The organism is Candidatus Sulfuricurvum sp. RIFRC-1, assembly GCF_000310245.1.
GTDB lineage: Bacteria > Campylobacterota > Campylobacteria > Campylobacterales > Sulfurimonadaceae > Sulfuricurvum.
The window spans coordinates 2,185,623-2,201,220 of sequence record NC_020505.1 but is presented as its reverse complement, the minus strand read 5'-3'; the positions used below and the strand labels follow the sequence as shown (position 1 = coordinate 2,201,220).

Annotated in this window: 22 protein-coding genes; 13 read left to right on the top strand and 9 right to left on the bottom strand. The window is 46.1% G+C overall.

The window, feature by feature from the left end:
- Window positions 1-44 precede the first annotated feature (44 nt).
- From B649_RS11190 to lsrK, 7 genes are all read left to right on the top strand, one after another.
- On the top strand, window positions 45-602 hold the full coding sequence (locus tag B649_RS11190) for a pyruvate flavodoxin oxidoreductase subunit gamma (RefSeq protein ID WP_015654635.1): 558 nt from the start codon (window positions 45-47) through the stop codon (window positions 600-602).
- A 10-nt stretch (window positions 603-612) separates the two neighbouring features.
- Window positions 613-1,026: a 4Fe-4S dicluster-binding protein gene (locus B649_RS11185; RefSeq protein WP_015654634.1), complete on the top strand. Its 414-nt coding sequence runs from the start codon at window positions 613-615 to the stop codon at window positions 1,024-1,026.
- A complete protein-coding gene (locus B649_RS11180) occupies window positions 1,026-2,249 on the top strand; it encodes a 2-oxoacid:ferredoxin oxidoreductase subunit alpha (RefSeq protein WP_015654633.1) in 1,224 nt (407 codons plus the stop codon). Before B649_RS11185 ends, B649_RS11180 begins: the two co-directional genes overlap by 1 nt.
- Window positions 2,250-2,267: 18 nt before the next feature.
- Complete coding sequence (locus B649_RS11175; RefSeq protein ID WP_041192764.1) at window positions 2,268-3,215, top strand: thiamine pyrophosphate-dependent enzyme; 948 nt, start codon at window positions 2,268-2,270, stop codon at window positions 3,213-3,215.
- A gap of 188 nt (window positions 3,216-3,403) precedes the next feature.
- Window positions 3,404-3,814 carry a DUF4332 domain-containing protein gene (locus B649_RS11170; protein ID WP_015654631.1) on the top strand — a complete coding sequence of 137 codons (411 nt, stop codon included), beginning with the start codon at window positions 3,404-3,406 and terminating at the stop codon, window positions 3,812-3,814.
- A gap of 72 nt (window positions 3,815-3,886) precedes the next feature.
- Window positions 3,887-4,090 (top strand): hypothetical protein, encoded by a 204-nt coding sequence (locus tag B649_RS11165; RefSeq protein WP_015654630.1) that lies wholly within the window; start codon window positions 3,887-3,889, stop codon window positions 4,088-4,090.
- Window positions 4,087-5,619, top strand: coding sequence for an autoinducer-2 kinase (gene lsrK, locus B649_RS11160; RefSeq protein ID WP_015654629.1), 1,533 nt, complete (start codon window positions 4,087-4,089; stop codon window positions 5,617-5,619). The genes B649_RS11165 and lsrK overlap by 4 nt, the downstream gene beginning before the upstream one ends.
- Here lsrK and B649_RS11155 read toward each other — a convergent pair.
- Both B649_RS11155 and B649_RS11150 read right to left on the bottom strand, forming a co-directional pair.
- A complete protein-coding gene (locus B649_RS11155) occupies window positions 5,616-5,921 on the bottom strand; it encodes a putative quinol monooxygenase (protein ID WP_015654628.1) in 306 nt (101 codons plus the stop codon). The two genes, lsrK and B649_RS11155, sit on opposite strands and share 4 nt — an antisense overlap.
- A gap of 90 nt (window positions 5,922-6,011) precedes the next feature.
- Window positions 6,012-7,184, bottom strand: coding sequence for a class II aldolase/adducin family protein (locus tag B649_RS11150; protein ID WP_015654627.1), 1,173 nt, complete (start codon window positions 7,182-7,184; stop codon window positions 6,012-6,014).
- A 96-nt stretch (window positions 7,185-7,280) separates the two neighbouring features.
- On the opposite strand from B649_RS11150, the gene luxS reads away from it, so the two are divergent.
- The 4 genes from luxS to B649_RS11130 all read left to right on the top strand — a co-directional run bounded on the left by luxS (window position 7,281) and on the right by B649_RS11130 (window position 9,424).
- On the top strand, window positions 7,281-7,787 hold the full coding sequence (luxS, locus tag B649_RS11145; RefSeq protein ID WP_015654626.1) for an S-ribosylhomocysteine lyase: 507 nt from the start codon (window positions 7,281-7,283) through the stop codon (window positions 7,785-7,787).
- Complete coding sequence (locus tag B649_RS11140) at window positions 7,787-8,089, top strand: hypothetical protein (RefSeq protein ID WP_015654625.1); 303 nt, start codon at window positions 7,787-7,789, stop codon at window positions 8,087-8,089. The genes luxS and B649_RS11140 overlap by 1 nt, the downstream gene beginning before the upstream one ends.
- A 106-nt stretch (window positions 8,090-8,195) precedes the next feature.
- Entirely contained in the window at window positions 8,196-8,681 is a 486-nt protein-coding gene (locus B649_RS12360; RefSeq protein WP_015654624.1) for a hypothetical protein, read from the top strand.
- Window positions 8,678-9,424, top strand: a complete 747-nt coding sequence (locus B649_RS11130; RefSeq protein WP_015654623.1) for an MnmC family methyltransferase — start codon at window positions 8,678-8,680, stop codon at window positions 9,422-9,424. The genes B649_RS12360 and B649_RS11130 overlap by 4 nt, the downstream gene beginning before the upstream one ends.
- Here B649_RS11130 and B649_RS11125 read toward each other — a convergent pair.
- From B649_RS11125 to B649_RS11110, 4 genes are all read right to left on the bottom strand, one after another.
- Window positions 9,399-9,710 carry a hypothetical protein gene (locus B649_RS11125; RefSeq protein ID WP_015654622.1) on the bottom strand — a complete coding sequence of 104 codons (312 nt, stop codon included), beginning with the start codon at window positions 9,708-9,710 and terminating at the stop codon, window positions 9,399-9,401. The genes B649_RS11130 and B649_RS11125 overlap by 26 nt on opposite strands.
- Window positions 9,711-9,795: 85 nt before the next feature.
- Complete coding sequence (locus tag B649_RS11120) at window positions 9,796-10,410, bottom strand: riboflavin synthase (protein WP_015654621.1); 615 nt, start codon at window positions 10,408-10,410, stop codon at window positions 9,796-9,798.
- Window positions 10,411-10,422: 12 nt separating this feature from the next.
- Entirely contained in the window at window positions 10,423-11,106 is a 684-nt protein-coding gene (locus B649_RS11115; RefSeq protein WP_015654620.1) for a tetratricopeptide repeat protein, read from the bottom strand.
- 43 nt (window positions 11,107-11,149) lie between these two features.
- Entirely contained in the window at window positions 11,150-11,347 is a 198-nt protein-coding gene (locus B649_RS11110; RefSeq protein ID WP_015654619.1) for a hypothetical protein, read from the bottom strand.
- Between the two features lie 119 nt (window positions 11,348-11,466).
- Between B649_RS11110 and mnmG the strand changes: the two genes are divergently transcribed.
- Window positions 11,467-13,338, top strand: a complete 1,872-nt coding sequence (gene mnmG, locus B649_RS11105; protein ID WP_015654618.1) for a tRNA uridine-5-carboxymethylaminomethyl(34) synthesis enzyme MnmG — start codon at window positions 11,467-11,469, stop codon at window positions 13,336-13,338.
- 50 nt (window positions 13,339-13,388) lie between these two features.
- Here the strand turns inward: mnmG and B649_RS11100 are convergent, their stop codons facing one another.
- Window positions 13,389-13,994, bottom strand: coding sequence for an NAD(P)H-dependent oxidoreductase (locus B649_RS11100; protein ID WP_015654617.1), 606 nt, complete (start codon window positions 13,992-13,994; stop codon window positions 13,389-13,391).
- 10 nt (window positions 13,995-14,004) lie between these two features.
- On the bottom strand, window positions 14,005-14,592 hold the full coding sequence (locus B649_RS11095) for an NAD(P)H-dependent oxidoreductase (RefSeq protein ID WP_015654616.1): 588 nt from the start codon (window positions 14,590-14,592) through the stop codon (window positions 14,005-14,007).
- Window positions 14,593-14,694: 102 nt separating this feature from the next.
- Between B649_RS11095 and B649_RS11090 the strand changes: the two genes are divergently transcribed.
- Window positions 14,695-15,036: a helix-turn-helix domain-containing protein gene (locus B649_RS11090; RefSeq protein WP_015654615.1), complete on the top strand. Its 342-nt coding sequence runs from the start codon at window positions 14,695-14,697 to the stop codon at window positions 15,034-15,036.
- A gap of 117 nt (window positions 15,037-15,153) precedes the next feature.
- Here B649_RS11090 and B649_RS11085 read toward each other — a convergent pair whose 3' ends face one another.
- A complete protein-coding gene (locus tag B649_RS11085; protein ID WP_015654614.1) occupies window positions 15,154-15,597 on the bottom strand; it encodes a helix-turn-helix domain-containing protein in 444 nt (147 codons plus the stop codon).
- Window position 15,598 lies beyond the last annotated feature (1 nt).

The window sequence follows — 15,598 nt, the reverse complement described above, 5'->3', positions numbered from 1 at the left end:
CTGATTAAAATTAAACTTAAGAACTTAAGTCAGAGGGAGAATTCATGCTAGAAATTCGATGGCATAGTCGTGCCGGACAAGGCGCTGTAACCGGTGCCAAAGGTTTGGCCGATGTTGTATCTACCACCGGTAAGCATGTTCAAGCATTTGCATTTTACGGTTCCGCTAAACGTGGGGCCGCTATGACCGCCTATAACCGTGTTGATGATAAAGTCATTATGAACCATGAAAAATTCATGGCTCCAGATTATGTTTTGGTAATTGACCCCGCACTGGTTTACGTGGCAGATATTACAGCAAATGAAAAAGAGAATACCGTCTATATCATTACAACGCATATGGGTACGGAAGAGCTAATCGCCTCCCAACCTAAACTTGCGGGTAAAAAAGTTTACACGGTAGACTGTATTAAAATCTCACAAGAGACAATCGGGAAAGCGATCCCTAACACACCGATGTTAGGCGCTTTGATGAAGGTATCAGGAATGTATGAGATGGACTTTTTCAAAGAGAACATGATACGGGTATTGAAAAAATTACCGCAAAAAATTATCGATGCTAACATGATCGCGATTCAACGCGCGTATGATGAAGTGAAGTAAGGAGCACATGATGGAAAAACAAGGATGGGATGGGTTCGAAATCGGTGCCATGCTCCGAACATTTGATGGAGCAGTTCGTGATATTGCAACAACGCTTCCTGAAAATCGCCCTTATTCACAATCAAGCTCATTTACTGCGAGCGTAGCTGACTGGCGTATCGAAAAGCCTTTGTTTAACAAAGACTACTGTATTGATTGTCAATTTTGCTGGGTGTATTGTCCGGATATGTCGATTATTTCACGTGATAAAAAAATGATCGGAATCGATTTTGATCACTGTAAAGGGTGCGGGATCTGTGTCGAAGTGTGTCCGACAAACCCAAAATCACTTTTGATGTTCCCAGAACAAAAAGATGAAGAGAGTGCCCTTGCCGAATGGCCTAAAAAAGAGAAAAAAGCTGATACTGAAGTGAAGGAAGACTAATGGCAGATACAATCGAACTACGCGATATTGAAGTCTGGGATGGAAATATGGCTGCAAGCCAAGCGCTCCGTCAAGTACAAGTTGACGTTGTAGCGGCTTACCCGATCACCCCTTCGACTCCTATCGTTGAAAATTATGCCGGTTTTACGGCAAATGGCTATGTTGACGGCGAATTTGTCATGACCGAATCCGAACACGGTGCAATGTCATGTTGTATCGGTGCTGCAGCTGCAGGCGGACGGGTTGCAACGGCTACATCATCGCAAGGTTTTGCCTTGATGTTGGAAACGCTTTATTCCGCATCCGGAATGCGTTTGCCGATCGTTCTCAATCTTGTAAATCGCGCTATCGGCGCACCGTTGAACGTTAACGGTGACCACTCCGATATGTACATGGGGCGTGATAGCGGTTGGATTCAATTTGGTGCTTATTCTCCGCAAGAGGCATACGATTTGAACTTTATCGCTTTCAAAGTTTCCGAAGATCATGACGTTCGTTTACCGGCAATCGTTAACCAAGACGGATTTATGACATCGCACACGGCTCAAGGGGTTCACACTCTGAGCGATGAAGCGGCTTATAACTTTGTCGGCGATTACAAACCGATGAATGACATGCTGGATCTTGATCATCCGGTAACTCACGGGGTACAAACGGAAGAAGATTGGCATTTTGAGCATAAAGCACGTCAGCAACATGCTCTTATGACAGCAGTTATCCCTAAAATCGAAGCAGCATTCGACGAGTTCGAAAAATTGACCGGACGTAAATACAACATCGTTGAATCGTACAATATGGACGATGCAGAAGTAGCCGTTGTATGTATGGGAACATCGGTCGAAACAGCGCGTGAAGTTGCTCTTGAGATGCGTGCGCAACAGGGTATTAAAGCGGGTGTTATCGGTATCCGTGTATTCCGTCCTTGGCCATTAGAGCAAATTGCAGACGCATTGAAAAATGTAAAAGCAATCGGTTCATTGGATCGTTCAAGCCCGCACGGCGCAATGGGAGCTCTTTTCAATGAGCTTTCAGGTTCATTGTTCAACACTGACACCAAAGCGGTTCTTACGAACTACATCTACGGATTGGGCGGACGTGATTTGACCAAAGCACACTTAGTGAGTATCTTCCAAGATCTTAAAGCAAATGCGGATGCGGGCAAACCGACAACGCCATTGCAACAATATATCGGTCTTCGCGGACCGAAACTCTCTTTTTTCTAAGGAGCCAATGTGTCAGAAATGAAAAAAATTAAAAACCTCAAAGAGTTTTCCACTTCGGCGGATCGTTTTGAGGGTGCTAACCTTCTTTGCCCGGGCTGTGCCCACTCGATTATCGTTCGTGAAGTTTTGAACGCTACGAATGATGATTTGATTCTTGCGGCATCAACCGGATGTTTGGAAGTATGTACGGCCGTTTATCCGTATACGTCATGGGATGCTTCATGGATTCACATCGGATTTGAAAATGGCTCATCTGCGGTAGCGGGAGCTGAGGCAATGTACAAAGCGCTCAAAACAAAAGGGCGTTTGAAACAGCCGGATCGTACCCCTAAATTCGTTGCATTCGGCGGAGACGGTGCGACTTATGATATCGGTTTCCAATGGATTTCCGGGTGTTTCGAGCGTGGTCATAACATGATGTACGTTTGTTTGGATAACGAAGTGTATGCGAACACGGGTGGACAACGTTCATCTTCGACTCCGATCGGTGCATCCGCGACGACTACTCCTGCAGGACGTATCAGTTACGGTGAAAAACGTAATAAAAAAGATATGATGGCGATTATGGCGGCACACGGTGCGCCATACGTAGCTCAGGTTGCTCCGAACAAATGGAAAGATATGGTAGCTAAAATCCAAAAAGGATTTGCGGCAGAGGGCCCTGTTTATATCAATGCGATGTCAGCTTGTACAACCGAGTGGAAATTTGCACCGGAAGATACGATTTCTATCTCTGATTTGGCAACCGATTCTTTGGTTTTCCCATTGTATGAGATTATCGATGGAACTCAACTTAACATTACTTATCGTCCGAAAAATATTATTCCGGTACGTGACTATCTTGGTGCACAAGGGCGTTTTAAACACCTTTTCACTAAACAAAATGAATACCTTATCGATGAGTGGCAAACACGTATCGATGCGAAATGGGATTATCTCCAACGCCGCGAAGAGGCAAGTGTCTAATTACAATAACGCCAACGGAGCAAAGCCCCGATTGGCTACGCTAATGCTAAGTTCTCTTCAGTAGAGGACTCACGCGTAGTGAACCACGCTTTATAAACTTTCTTTCTCTTTTTTTCAACTTCATTTTCACTTTTCAATTACATTTTACCGTTATACTGGGCCATTATATTGTCAACGGAGGATAGTTGATGGCACATTACAAAATTGATGCAGTTGAAGGTATTGGTACAGTATACGGTGAAAAGTTGCGTTCATCCGGTATTAATGATACCGGTGAGTTGCTCACTGCTCTTTCAACGCCGGCTAAACGTACAGCAGTAGCCAAAGAGACGGGAATAACGGAGAAGAATATTACACGATTTGCCAATATGGTTGATTTGTTTCGGATTAAAGGGGTCGGTCCTCAGTATTCAGAATTGCTTGAAGCATCAGGTGTGGATACAACAAAAGAGTTGGCTCAACGAGTTCCATCCAATTTATTGAAAAAAATGGATGAAGTAAACAGCAGTAAAAATCTCAGTAAACGCATTCCAACGGAGAAAGAGCTTGTTCGGTGGATTGAAGAGGCAAAAAGTTTACCGCGCGTAATCGAATATTAAATTCATAGAGGTGTTCTTTTGTGGAACCCTCTTTGCTTTATCCTAATCAATAAAATATTTATTGGATTAGCTATGTATCGTATGACTTATAACCACTCCGGTGTCACCGGATGTTCCGCACGAGGTATTGCCAAACGCGAAAGTGAAAAAGAACTTCAAGAACTGGCAGAACAACTCAAAGACTCCATTTGTAATATTCGTATTGAAAAAGTGAAGGATGATATGGATCAGCATCTTCCTATGGATGTGTTCATCAATATGAAAGAACTTCGATGAACTGTTATTTCCTCGTTATTGATGCGGGGACGGGAAGTATCCGCGCTATCATTTTTGATGAGTTGGGCAATCAAATCTCTATAGCACAGTACGAGTGGGAACATATTGCAGAAGCAAATGTTACCGGATCGATGGGTTTTGATTTTATAAAGGGATGGGAACTTGCCAAGCGGTGTATCCGAGAGTCAATTGCCCAAGCAAATATCAAAGCGTCTGAAATTGTGGCAGTGTCAGCATCAAGTATGCGTGAGGGAATTGTGGTTTATGATGGCGAAAAGCGCGAACTTTGGGGTGTTGCGAATGTGGATGGACGCTCTGGTGCGGAAGTAGCCTATCTCAAAAATAGCTATCCAACATTGGAAGCGGAGCGTTATGCTATCAGCGGGCAAACCTTTGCACTCTCTGCCGCCCCGCGTCTTTTATGGTTGAAAAACAATCGCCCCTCTCTCTACGAAAAAGCCCGCTATTTTACGATGATCAGTGATTGGATCCTTTTTAAACTTAGTGGTGAATTAGCCAGTGAACCATCAAATGCCGGAACGGCAGGAGCCTTTAGCCTCCGATCACGAGATTGGGATAAGAGCGAGTTTGAACAATGTGGACTCAAAGATTTGTTTGTTCCGATACAAGAGAGCGGAGAGGTTTTAGGTCATATCAGTGCTGAGGCTTCAAGCGAAACGGGTCTAAGCCGTGACACCCTCGTGGTGATGGGGGGCGGTGATGTGCAGATCGGCACGGCGGGGCTCGGAGCTTCGTCGCTGGGCGATGCAGTCATACTTGGCGGGAGCTTTTGGCAGCAGGTGGTCAATATCCCAAGCACTGCCGTCCTCTCAGATGAGATGCTGTTACGTGTCAATCCGCATGTTGTTCGAGGGATGTCTCAGGCAGAGGGGATCACCTTTTTTACGGGGCTGGTGATGCGCTGGTTTCGCAACAGCTTCGGGTGTGGGAAAAGCTACAGCGAGCTTGAAGCAATGGCTTTGTCGGTTCCGCTTGGCTCGTACGGGATCACCCCCATCTTTAGCGATCGGATGAATTACGGAGAGTGGATACACGCTTCCCCCTCATTTATCGGATTGGGATTGGATGAGTCCAAATACAATGTTGCATCAATGTTTCGTGCATTGGAAGAGAATGCGTGTATCGTCAGTGCGATCAATTTGGAGAACATCAAAGCTTTTTGCGGCGTTTCGCCGACCTCGATTACGTTTGCCAGCGGTGCTTCCAATGGAGCATTATGGTCGCAGATACTCGCCGATGTTACCGGTTTGGCAGTAAACGTTCCGGTGGTCAAAGAAGCGACGGCATTGGGTGTGGCGATGGCGTGCGGGATCGGTGCAGGGGTCTATAAAAGCTTTGAAGAAGCGGGAAACAATATCGTCAAGATGGAACGCACCTATGAGCCGAATATGTCGAATTACGTACAGTATGGCGATATCAAAGAGAGATGGCTCAAAGTCTACTCCAAACAGATGGAGTTGGTCAAAGAGGGTGTTTTAGAGCCGATGTGGAAGGCTCCCGGAATTTAGAACGGATACGATTTTTCGTCGAGAAGGTCTAACTCTTCCGTGTATTTATCGTCCACAAACGGCTCATAGTGCGATTTATAGTACGCATAATGCTCTGTGTGCTTATGCCCCTCTAACGACTCTTCATCTGCCCACGACTCGACGGCGAAAAACTTGCGCGGATTATTCTGTGACTGGAAGATGTAATAAAAGAGGCATCCCGGCTCTTTCAGTGAGGGAGCCACCATATCCTCCAACAATTTTTTAACTGTTGTGATATGTTCCTCTTTGGCAATAAAGGTCACTTTTTTGGTAATTTTCATGGTTTTCCTTGTAGTTTGATTTTAGTCCCGTTCGCCCTGAGCTTGTCGAAGGGTAAGTTCATGGTTCGACAAGCTCACCACGAACGGTAATTATTTTTTCAATTTTGCCTGCTCTAATTCCCAGTATTCCATCTCGAACATCTGAGCCAGAGTAAGTGAACCCCATCCACCGAGCTGTTCGGCGGAGAGGATAGCGGTGATGGTGTGTTTAACGATTTCACCGATGATACGGGACTCTTTTTCATCTTTGCCGAGTACCACGATACCGACTCCTTTAACCACGGCATAGCGGGGGGCGAGATCGAGGCAGATATGTTTCGGTGAAGCGTAGGTGTCGAAGTAGCTTTGGTACTCATGGGTAAATTTGGCAATTCCTGCGGCTATATCATGGTCGATAATAGCGGGGAAGGGTTTGATGCGGATAACGTGTTCAGGGGTTAGTCCACCCCTTTTTACCAGAGCTTCGAGATTGGGGAGAATGCTAAAGAGTTGCGCACGGGGCGAATCGATAATCAGAGGGAATACCGCAGCCCCCCGAAGTTTTTCGACTTCCAATGCGACAGCTTTTGGAAGAGACGGGTCGCTTTTCCCCTCGCAATCTCCGCATGCCAATGTGACGTGTTCGGTTAGATACGTTTCGGCAACGGTGACGATGTCGATCATCTTCTCATAAGCGCGTTTGGCATCATTGTCAAAGGTAAAGACGCCGTGATGCATTAAAATCATCCCTGTTATGCTGTTCCAATCAATGTTTTTGGTTATCTCATAGATATGTTTTGCCAGTTCAAAGCCGGGCATCACGTAATCGATGATGAGCATATTCTCCCCGTAGAGCTTTTCAACCAATGCTTTTCCATTGGGGGTATTGGTGAGGGTGACGACGGCATCGGCATGAGTGTGATCGACGAACTCATAGGGGATGATAGCGTGAAGGATCGCTTCGATGGAGGGGTTCGGGAAGCTTTGATCCTGCATCGCGGCACGTTGCTCCGCAACCATTTGGGTGTCGCTCAAGCTTTCACGAGTAGCCATTTCGAGCAGTACACTCAAATCAACGGGGGAGAATCCCCCTTTTTCGATCGTATCGAGGTTCCAGCCGCTCCCTTTGACGTAGAGGGTATTATCAATCTTCACTGAGGTGTTGCCACCGCCGTGGAGGACCAGCTCTTTGTTTTGACCCAAGAGTTGCGAGGTGTAGACACGCATTGCCAAAGGATCATTTTGGTATTGCTCGGCAATGGTATCGTCAAAGAGGCTTGTCATAATTTGAGTTCCTTTTATTAGTGGGCAAATTATAGCGATGCAAGGATGAAATATGTTACTATTGCCACCATTAAAGATAAATTTTCAAGGATTATCATGCCGTTACTTGATAGCTTTACCGTTGACCACACCATTATGCCCGCTCCTGCGGTTCGCCGTGCCAAAGGGATGAAAACACCCAAAGGGGATGATATCACCGTCTTCGATCTCCGTTTTTGCCGTCCGAATGAGGCCATTTTGTCTCAAGAGGGGATTCATACTCTGGAGCATTTGTTCGCGGGATTTATGCGCGATCATCTCAATTCCGCTCAAACGGAGATCATTGATATCTCTCCGATGGGATGTCGCACCGGATTTTACATGTCTGTAATCGGGACGCCGAGTGAAGAGGTCGTTGCCGATGCGTGGGAAGCGTCGATGAAAGATATCCTCGCAGTGGAAAAACAAAGCGATATCCCTGAACTCAATATCTACCAATGCGGTACCTATACAATGCACTCATTAGAGGACGCAAAGGCGATTGCAACCGAAGTACTCCGCCGTGATATCGATATTATGGATAACGAAGCATTGAAACTTGACCTTTCCAAGGTGGAAAAATAATGTTGCTTTTGTTGCCGATGGATGGGGATGATACTCAGGAATCTGAACTTACGGGTATTTTATCGGCAAAGTTCTGGGCAACGGTCGAGGTAGAAGAGGGGCGAGTTGTAGAGATCAACTTCACTACTGACCGCAGTGAGATCGAAGGATGGCTAGACGCCGTGATCGTCACCAACAACTATGAACCCGTTATGGAGTTTATCGATAATCAGATGATGGTTCTTGTTGCTCATACTCAGCGCACTATCGATGACATCGTCGAAGCCTATCTTTTCCGCGAGTTGCACGACCTTTCATTGTGATTTTGACGCCATCGGAATGCATCCCGATTGGCTACGTTAACACTGGGTTTCCCTCAGCGGGAAGCTCACGCACGCTTGCGTGCTTTAATCCACTAAAAGTGAATTTATGATCTCCTTTTGCGATCTTTTTCAGACCTCGCCTCAGATGAAAATTCTGATCGCAACCTCTCATTCCGATGCACTGATCGATGAGGCTTGCACTTTTTTAGAACCTTTTAATGCAACCCTCGATCTCTCCCTCTATCCCGGGGAACATATGAAACACTCCTCTGCCGTTATCGGTAAAGTCGATACGATTAAAGATTTTAACTCCCCAATTCGTTCTGCTACCCGCGATTATGAGACGATCATTCTCCAAGATGTTTTGCACTTGCATTCTCTTCCTCTAAAGCTCTTACAGCTCGTCTACCGATCACTCGAAAACTCGGCAGAGGTGATTGTTATTCAAAAGTGTGGGATGATGGAGACATTGGAGGTGGAGGCTCTTTTGGAAAAATCGGAATTTCGTGCGGCGAATACAATCACTGATTTGATAGTAGGGTACGATGTGATTGTGGCGAAGAAAATGCATATGTGGGGAAATGGATTATGAACCGGTGGGTACAAAGCGAAGACGGAAGCTATACGGCATATTCTCCCGAGTATGACGAACATTACCACTCGACTAAAGACGGCGCTCTGAACGAATCGCTCAAAAAACACATCGAACCCGCTTTTGCACTGCACAGCGCGAAAGATCATCTCCGCCTCATCGACATCTGTTTCGGACTGGGATTTAATACCCTCCTCAGCCTCTATTATCGAGACACCTATTACCCCGATACGACGCTCGAAATCTACTCTCCCGAACTTGACGGCGATCTGGTCGCTTCACTAGAGGGTTTCCCCTATCCCGAAATCTTCGAACCCTATCGTAACATCATCACCGACATTGCCACACTCGGCGGCTACGAGGATGAACGGACCGTGATCACGGTTGATATTATGGATGCGCGGGTGGCAATGCGAGAACTGGATGGGGAATGGGATGTCTGCTATCAGGATGCGTTCAGCCCTTCGGTCAATCCGCTACTTTGGACACGGGAATATTTTGCCGATGTCGCGCGGCTGATGGGAGAGGATGGCGTGGTCACTACCTATTCGACCGCTCTTGCTACTCGACTGGCTCTCTATGAAAATGGGTTTATGGTTTATCTCAATTCGGGTGAGGGGTATCGCAACGCGACAATTGCATCACGTCGTGAATTAGAGCGATTTGAGAAAGTCGATATGGAACATAAAATCGCGTGTAATCCGAATACCAAAAGCTTTAGAGACGAAAGTTTGGCTCTTTGATTCGATAGTGCTCGATAAGATGGCGCAGGCGGTTTTCATTGAAGCGCCAAAAATGTTTCGGATCAAAATCGTGATGCTCGGTCATCATTTGAAACAGAGACTCTTCATCTAGATGGGAGTGGGCATTGTTACACTCCACCATAATCCGCTCCAGCAATTCTACCGATTCAGGTGTCGTATCATCATCGGCGAGAGGCTTTTGCGGGAGAAAGAGATACACTTTATAGAGGGTCAGGACAAGTCCACTGGCAAAAGCAAGTATCATTATGAGTTCAATGGTTTTCAAATACTTCTCCTTCTGCCTCGAAAGAGGCAAGCTTTAATGCCATAACGGCAAGGGTAGCCAAAGGGATTTTATTCCTTTGGCATTCTCAATAAAGTGACTGGATGTGTTCAATATCATTCCAGCTCATCCCTTGTGCTTTGGATGCGGTAAGGATATGGCGTATATAGCGGGCGAATACGTCGGTTTCGATATTGACCCGTGTCCCTTTTTTGTAAGTGCCGAAAAGAGTTTCGCGCATCGTGATCGGGATGATAGTGAGACGAAACGCGTTTGTCATAATCTCGTTGACGGTGAGACTGATTCCATCAATCGTTATGGAGCCTTTTGGGGGGATGAGAGGGATAAATTCAGCGTCGACATCGACGATGACATCGTAGCTGTTGCCGTTGTCGGTGATGGATCGGATGGTTCCGATCGTATCGATATGCCCTTGGACGATGTGCCCTTCGAATCGATCCCCCATCATCATGGCGGGTTCGATGTGTACGGAACCGTTCAGTTTTTCGGTAGCAATGTGTTTGAGGGTTTCGGGAGAGAGTTCGACGCAGAATCCATCCGATTCGATACTGACGACGGAGAGGCAGGTGCCGTTAATAGCGATCGAATCGCCGAGTTTAGGTTTGTGTACAGCTTTAAGTGAGAGGCGATTTCCGCCGAAGCTTTTTACCTGTGCCATTTCTCGAATTAAACCTGTAAACATACAACCCCTTTGTTAAAATACTATTTTACCTTCTTCTTGCAAAGAACGGATAATACTTTTCGCTTTTTCATGACCGTTGTAGGCGGCTTTGCGGCACCACTCCAGTGCCGTGTCGTGATCGGCTTCGCATCCGAAGCCCTGATCATACATCAATCCCAAATTATACTGTCCTTCGGCGAGATTCATAGTTGCGGCGCGGGAAAAACAGATAAAGGCTCTAGGGTAGTCTTGTAGTACACCATGCCCCTCTTTGTAGAGGACTCCAAGATTATTAAAGGCATGTGCATTGCCCCGTTTCGCCGCTTCTTCGTACCAAAAAGCCGCTTCGGAGAAATTTTGGGCACATCCAAGCCCGCGCTCCAGCGAGAGGGCCGTTTCATATTGAGCCTGCGGAAATTCCAGCACGGCTGCACGGAGAAGTAATTCAAAGGCTTTAAATTGATCATGAGCGACCACAACGCCATCGGCATACATCAGGGCAAGGTTATAAATTGCAGCGGGTTCATTTAGCTCTGCCGCTTGAGCATAGAGATGAAAAGATCGCTCCAGTGAACACTCAACCCCTAACCCTTTTTGGTGCATGTAGCCTAATGAAGAGAGAGCGGTAGGGTTATTCTGAAGGGCTAATGTCTCGAAAAGTTCTAACGCTTCATTATAACGTCCGGTATTAAAAGCATCAAATGCACTTTGGAGCATACAAATTCCTAGTCAATTTTTGGAGGATTATAACAAAGCGCACTTAACGGCGCACTTTTTTGTCCTCGCGCTGTTTTTCTTTAAGTTTGGTTATAACGTCTTTGAGTTCCTCTTTCTTTTTGAGAAGCTCATCGCGGATGAGGTATTCGTCTCCTCCGTCGATCTCTGGATCGTATTCGAGAGGCTCAGGATTGTAGTTTTTAAGAAGCTCTTCCAATGTTTTGGTGTTTAAGCTATCCATTTTTGTCACCCGTCATCAAAATATTTTCTTAATTGTAGGCTATTTTTCCTTTCTCTTTTTATAGGTTTCAACAAGGGAAGCTATAATTGCATTAATAATTTACGTAAAAAGAAGTAATAATGAATTATGACGTTATCGTCGTTGGCGGAGGACACGCCGGAATCGAAGCCGCACTCGCCTCGGCACGGATGGGTCAAAATACCCTGATGGTCTCTATTTTAGCGGAGCAGGTGGGGGCGACGAGCTGTAACCCAGCCATCGGCGGATTGGCAAAGGGGCATCTGGTTCGCGAACTTGATGCGCTTGGCGGAGAGATGGGACTGCTGACCGATGAAGCGGGAATCCAGTTTCGTATCCTCAATATCACCAAAGGGCCTGCCGTTCGCGGAAGCCGTGCGCAGATCGATATGGATCGCTACCGCGTTATCGCCCGTAACAAAATCCTCACTACCCCCAATATGTCGTTAATTCAAGAGACGGTTAATGCCCTCCTTATCGAAGAAGGTGCCGTGGTCGGTGTCCGTACCCATTTGCTGAATGAGTATCGAGCCAAGAAGGTGATTTTGACGACGGGAACCTTTCTCAACGGCGTCGTCCATATCGGTGAGATTACCCAAGAATCAGGACGTTTTGGAGAATTTCCGGCCAAAGGACTTACCGATTCGCTCCGCGCGGCGGGACTGAATGTCGGACGTTTAAAGACGGGGACGTGTCCTCGCGTTGACAGCTCCTCGATCGATTTTTCGGTGATGGAGATTCAAGACGGCGATGAACTTCCCAATCCGTTCAGTTTTCGCACCGACCGTGACGAATTCGCTCGGACGAAAAAACAGCTCCCGTGTTACATCGCCTATACCAACGAAGATACCCATAGTCTCATAGAGGGGAATTTTCACCGCGCACCGCTCTTTACGGGACAGATTGAGGGGGTAGGGCCACGCTACTGCCCGAGTATCGAAGATAAGATCAACCGTTTCCGTGACAAAGAGCGTCACCATCTTTTCATTGAACCTCAAAGTGCGGAAAATACCGAGTGCTACATCAACGGAATGTCCACCTCTCTCCCGCCCGATGTTCAGCGCGCTATGATTCACTCCGTTCATGGTATGGAGAAGGCAAAAATCGTCCGTTACGGCTACGCGATTGAGTACGATTACGTCGATCCGACCGAGCTGAAACATACGCTGGAGACGAAAAAAGTTAAAAATCTCTATTGCGCCGGACAGCTTAACGGAACTACCGGGTACGAAGAAGCGGCAGCTCAGGGGATGATGGCGGGGATCAATGCCTCATTATCACTACAGGGGAAAGAGCCTCTGATTTTACGCCGTGATGAAGCCTATATCGGGGTATTGATCGATGATTTGGTGACCAAAGGGACGAAAGAGCCGTACCGTATGTTCACCTCCCGCGCCGAATACCGACTCTTGCTTCGCGAAGAGACAGCGGATCTGCGTTTGGGCAGATACGGTCATGCTTTGGGGTTGATCGATGACGCGCAGATGGCGCGGATCGAGACGAAACGGACTCAAATCGCCGAAGGATTACGTCTTCTCGAAGAGACGATCTATACTCCGAACAAAGAGTTTTTGGCATTTTTGGCCTCTATTGACGAGGAACACATCACCGACAAACTCACCGCTACCCAGCTTGTCTCTCGCAAGAGTTTTGAGCTGGATAAATTGGTCAAACTGATACCGAGTTTTGCAGATTTAGATCCTTATATCCAAGAACAGATTTTGATCGAAGCGAAATACGCCCGTTACGTTGAAAAACAAAGTGACGACATCGAGCGAATGTCGAAGATGCTTCATATCGCTATTCCTGAGAACTTTGATTTTAAATCGGTTTCGGGACTCTCCAATGAGATCGTTGACAAACTCAATAAATTTAATCCGCCGACCTTACAGGCGGCATCCCAAATTAGCGGGATGACTCCCGCCGCACTTGATATTCTCCATATTTATATCAAAATGGCCGGGAAAAAGTAAAAAAATTCATAAAATCAGCTCAAGATTTTTGTTTCTTGCGCTGTAATGCTTTAGAGATAGCTCACCAATTCGGAGAGTTCGGAACGATGGAGCGGCGGTTGTTCGTTGACACGGTAGCCAAACGGCACGAGTAATGCAATCCCGTACTTGGACGTATCGATCCCCATGATTTTCTCTACCGCTGCTTGGTCAAACCCTTCCATTGGGCATGAATCGATGCCGATAGATGCGGCAGCAGACATCATATTAGCCGCCGCAATATAAACCTGACGTGCTGACCAACACTCTAAAGCCTCGTCGCTTCGCGGATCGATCCACTGGCTGTACATCCCTAACAACGCATCGGGATAATGAAACTTCTCAAATTCGTTTTGGACATAAGCGTCGGTACTGCGGACATTTTTTTTGTAGCCTATCGCGATCACTTCCGATGAGGTAGTGATTTGAGGCTGATTCCATGCGACAGCTTGGATCGCTTCGCGCATAGCGGTGTCACGGATCACGAAAAATTGCCATTGCTCCATTCCAAACGAGCTAGGGCTGAGGCGTCCCGCTTCGAGGATAAAGGTTAAATTCTCACTACTCATTGTTTTAGTTGTGTCGAACAGTTTGCACGCATGGCGGAAGTGCATCGCTTTTTCAAAATCGTTTCGCATAAGATTCTCCTTACAGGGTATTTTTTAAGTGTTGTTGCAATCCGCTTAGGACGCCGTTGATGTCAAATTCGGATTTATAGACATCGTACACCGCGTAACTCGGATAGGGTGCTGCGCCGCAAAACCGGAACGTTTTATGAAGGGCGACATTCGCCTCATCCAAACTCAATCCCTCGAAAAAACCTTGCGGATTATTAAATTCGCTTTCCGGACAGTTGTAAGTAAAGCTGAGCATGTACCGCTTTTGATTCATTAATCCACCGCTTCCATACATTTTTGTTGGGTCGGTTCGATTTCTGCCATCACTCGAGTAGGTGATGGTATTGACACCTGCGGAGAAAATCTCATCGATATACTTTTTCCCGAGCCACGGCAGACCCATCCAATATACCGGTGATTGCACGAAAAACAGATCTGCCCATTTGAATTTTTCCAACTCTTCGGCGACATCATATCCCTCTTCAATAGTTGTCTCCCGGACTTCATATCCGTTATTGAGAAAAAATGATTTTGCTTCTTTGAGAAGATCTCTTGTTAAATTCCCGTTGGCGCCCCCTTCGTATTTTTGGTGCAGGTTCAATAGTAATACGTGTTTCACACTGGTTCCTTTATGGTTTTATCAGGTGAGATTCTATAGCATACGGTATTTTATGTCAATAACGTACTAAAAAGTACTATACACACTAAAAGGTAACTATTAATGATCGACGAATCGCGTTTTAATTGCCCCTTTGAACTAACGATTGAGCTGATCGGCGGGAAGTGGAAAGGGTTGATTTTGTGGCATCTGCTCGATAAGAAGGTACTGCGTAACGGGGAGATGCTCCGTCTGATGCCCCGCATTACTCAAAAGATGCTGACCCAACAGTTGCGAGAGATGGAAGAGAACGGACTTGTCAGCCGTGTCATCTATGAACAAGTACCGCCCAAAGTCGAATACAGTCTCACATCACACGGCGAAGCACTGCGTCCCATCCTTAATCAGATGATTGAGTGGGGCGTGGAGTATGCACGGGATAAGAATATTACGATTGCCTGCTGAAGCAGATCAAAAACCTTATTGCATAAAAAATGTTGTAAATTTATTAACATCGATTCGATGTATTTATCATCGCATTTTTATCTTCATACCCTAATGTCAAGATTTTAGTTCTTGACTTTAATCCTCGGAAACTTTAACTTGGTAGCTACCCAGTGTTATTTCTTCTCCTGTCTTTTTATCGATTACGATCGGTTCGGCAATCTCATTGGTATGGATATTGACCAAATTGACTTTGACCCCTTTTGGAGGATAATGTTGATTTCCCCAGTTTAACATCATAATAAGTATCGGAGCCAAATCCATCCCGCGCTGCGTTAAAACGTATTCATAGCGTTTATCGCTTTCTCCATATTTTTGTTTCTCCAGTATTCCTGATTCAGTTAGATCATTTAATCGTCTCGTCAACATATTGGGGGCAATCCCCAAACTTTTTTGGTATTCGTCAAAGCGTTTCATCCCAAAAAAAGCATCTCGAATAATCAACATACTCCACCACTCACCTATATGTTCCAGACATTGAGCGACAGGACAGGGCATTTCATCATAGCTTTTTCGTTTCATC

Excerpts from the sequence above, each read along its gene's own strand:
- B649_RS11190 (WP_015654635.1), top strand. The coding sequence starts at position 45 with ATGCTAGAAATTCGATGGCATAGTCGTGCCGGACAAGGCGCTGTAACC.
- B649_RS11185 (WP_015654634.1), top strand. The coding sequence starts at position 613 with ATGGAAAAACAAGGATGGGATGGGTTCGAAATCGGTGCCATGCTCCGA.
- B649_RS11180 (WP_015654633.1), top strand. The coding sequence starts at position 1,026 with ATGGCAGATACAATCGAACTACGCGATATTGAAGTCTGGGATGGAAAT.
- B649_RS11175 (WP_041192764.1), top strand. The coding sequence starts at position 2,268 with ATGAAAAAAATTAAAAACCTCAAAGAGTTTTCCACTTCGGCGGATCGT.
- B649_RS11170 (WP_015654631.1), top strand. The coding sequence starts at position 3,404 with ATGGCACATTACAAAATTGATGCAGTTGAAGGTATTGGTACAGTATAC.
- B649_RS11165 (WP_015654630.1), top strand. The coding sequence starts at position 3,887 with ATGTATCGTATGACTTATAACCACTCCGGTGTCACCGGATGTTCCGCA.
- lsrK (WP_015654629.1), top strand. The coding sequence starts at position 4,087 with ATGAACTGTTATTTCCTCGTTATTGATGCGGGGACGGGAAGTATCCGC.
- B649_RS11155 (WP_015654628.1), bottom strand. The coding sequence starts at position 5,921 with ATGAAAATTACCAAAAAAGTGACCTTTATTGCCAAAGAGGAACATATC.
- B649_RS11150 (WP_015654627.1), bottom strand. The coding sequence starts at position 7,184 with ATGACAAGCCTCTTTGACGATACCATTGCCGAGCAATACCAAAATGAT.
- luxS (WP_015654626.1), top strand. The coding sequence starts at position 7,281 with ATGCCGTTACTTGATAGCTTTACCGTTGACCACACCATTATGCCCGCT.
- B649_RS11140 (WP_015654625.1), top strand. The coding sequence starts at position 7,787 with ATGTTGCTTTTGTTGCCGATGGATGGGGATGATACTCAGGAATCTGAA.
- B649_RS12360 (WP_015654624.1), top strand. The coding sequence starts at position 8,196 with ATGATCTCCTTTTGCGATCTTTTTCAGACCTCGCCTCAGATGAAAATT.
- B649_RS11130 (WP_015654623.1), top strand. The coding sequence starts at position 8,678 with ATGAACCGGTGGGTACAAAGCGAAGACGGAAGCTATACGGCATATTCT.
- B649_RS11120 (WP_015654621.1), bottom strand. The coding sequence starts at position 10,410 with ATGTTTACAGGTTTAATTCGAGAAATGGCACAGGTAAAAAGCTTCGGC.
- B649_RS11115 (WP_015654620.1), bottom strand. The coding sequence starts at position 11,106 with ATGCTCCAAAGTGCATTTGATGCTTTTAATACCGGACGTTATAATGAA.
- B649_RS11110 (WP_015654619.1), bottom strand. The coding sequence starts at position 11,347 with ATGGATAGCTTAAACACCAAAACATTGGAAGAGCTTCTTAAAAACTAC.
- mnmG (WP_015654618.1), top strand. The coding sequence starts at position 11,467 with ATGAATTATGACGTTATCGTCGTTGGCGGAGGACACGCCGGAATCGAA.
- B649_RS11100 (WP_015654617.1), bottom strand. The coding sequence starts at position 13,994 with ATGCGAAACGATTTTGAAAAAGCGATGCACTTCCGCCATGCGTGCAAA.
- B649_RS11090 (WP_015654615.1), top strand. The coding sequence starts at position 14,695 with ATGATCGACGAATCGCGTTTTAATTGCCCCTTTGAACTAACGATTGAG.
- B649_RS11085 (WP_015654614.1), bottom strand. The coding sequence starts at position 15,597 with ATGAAACGAAAAAGCTATGATGAAATGCCCTGTCCTGTCGCTCAATGT.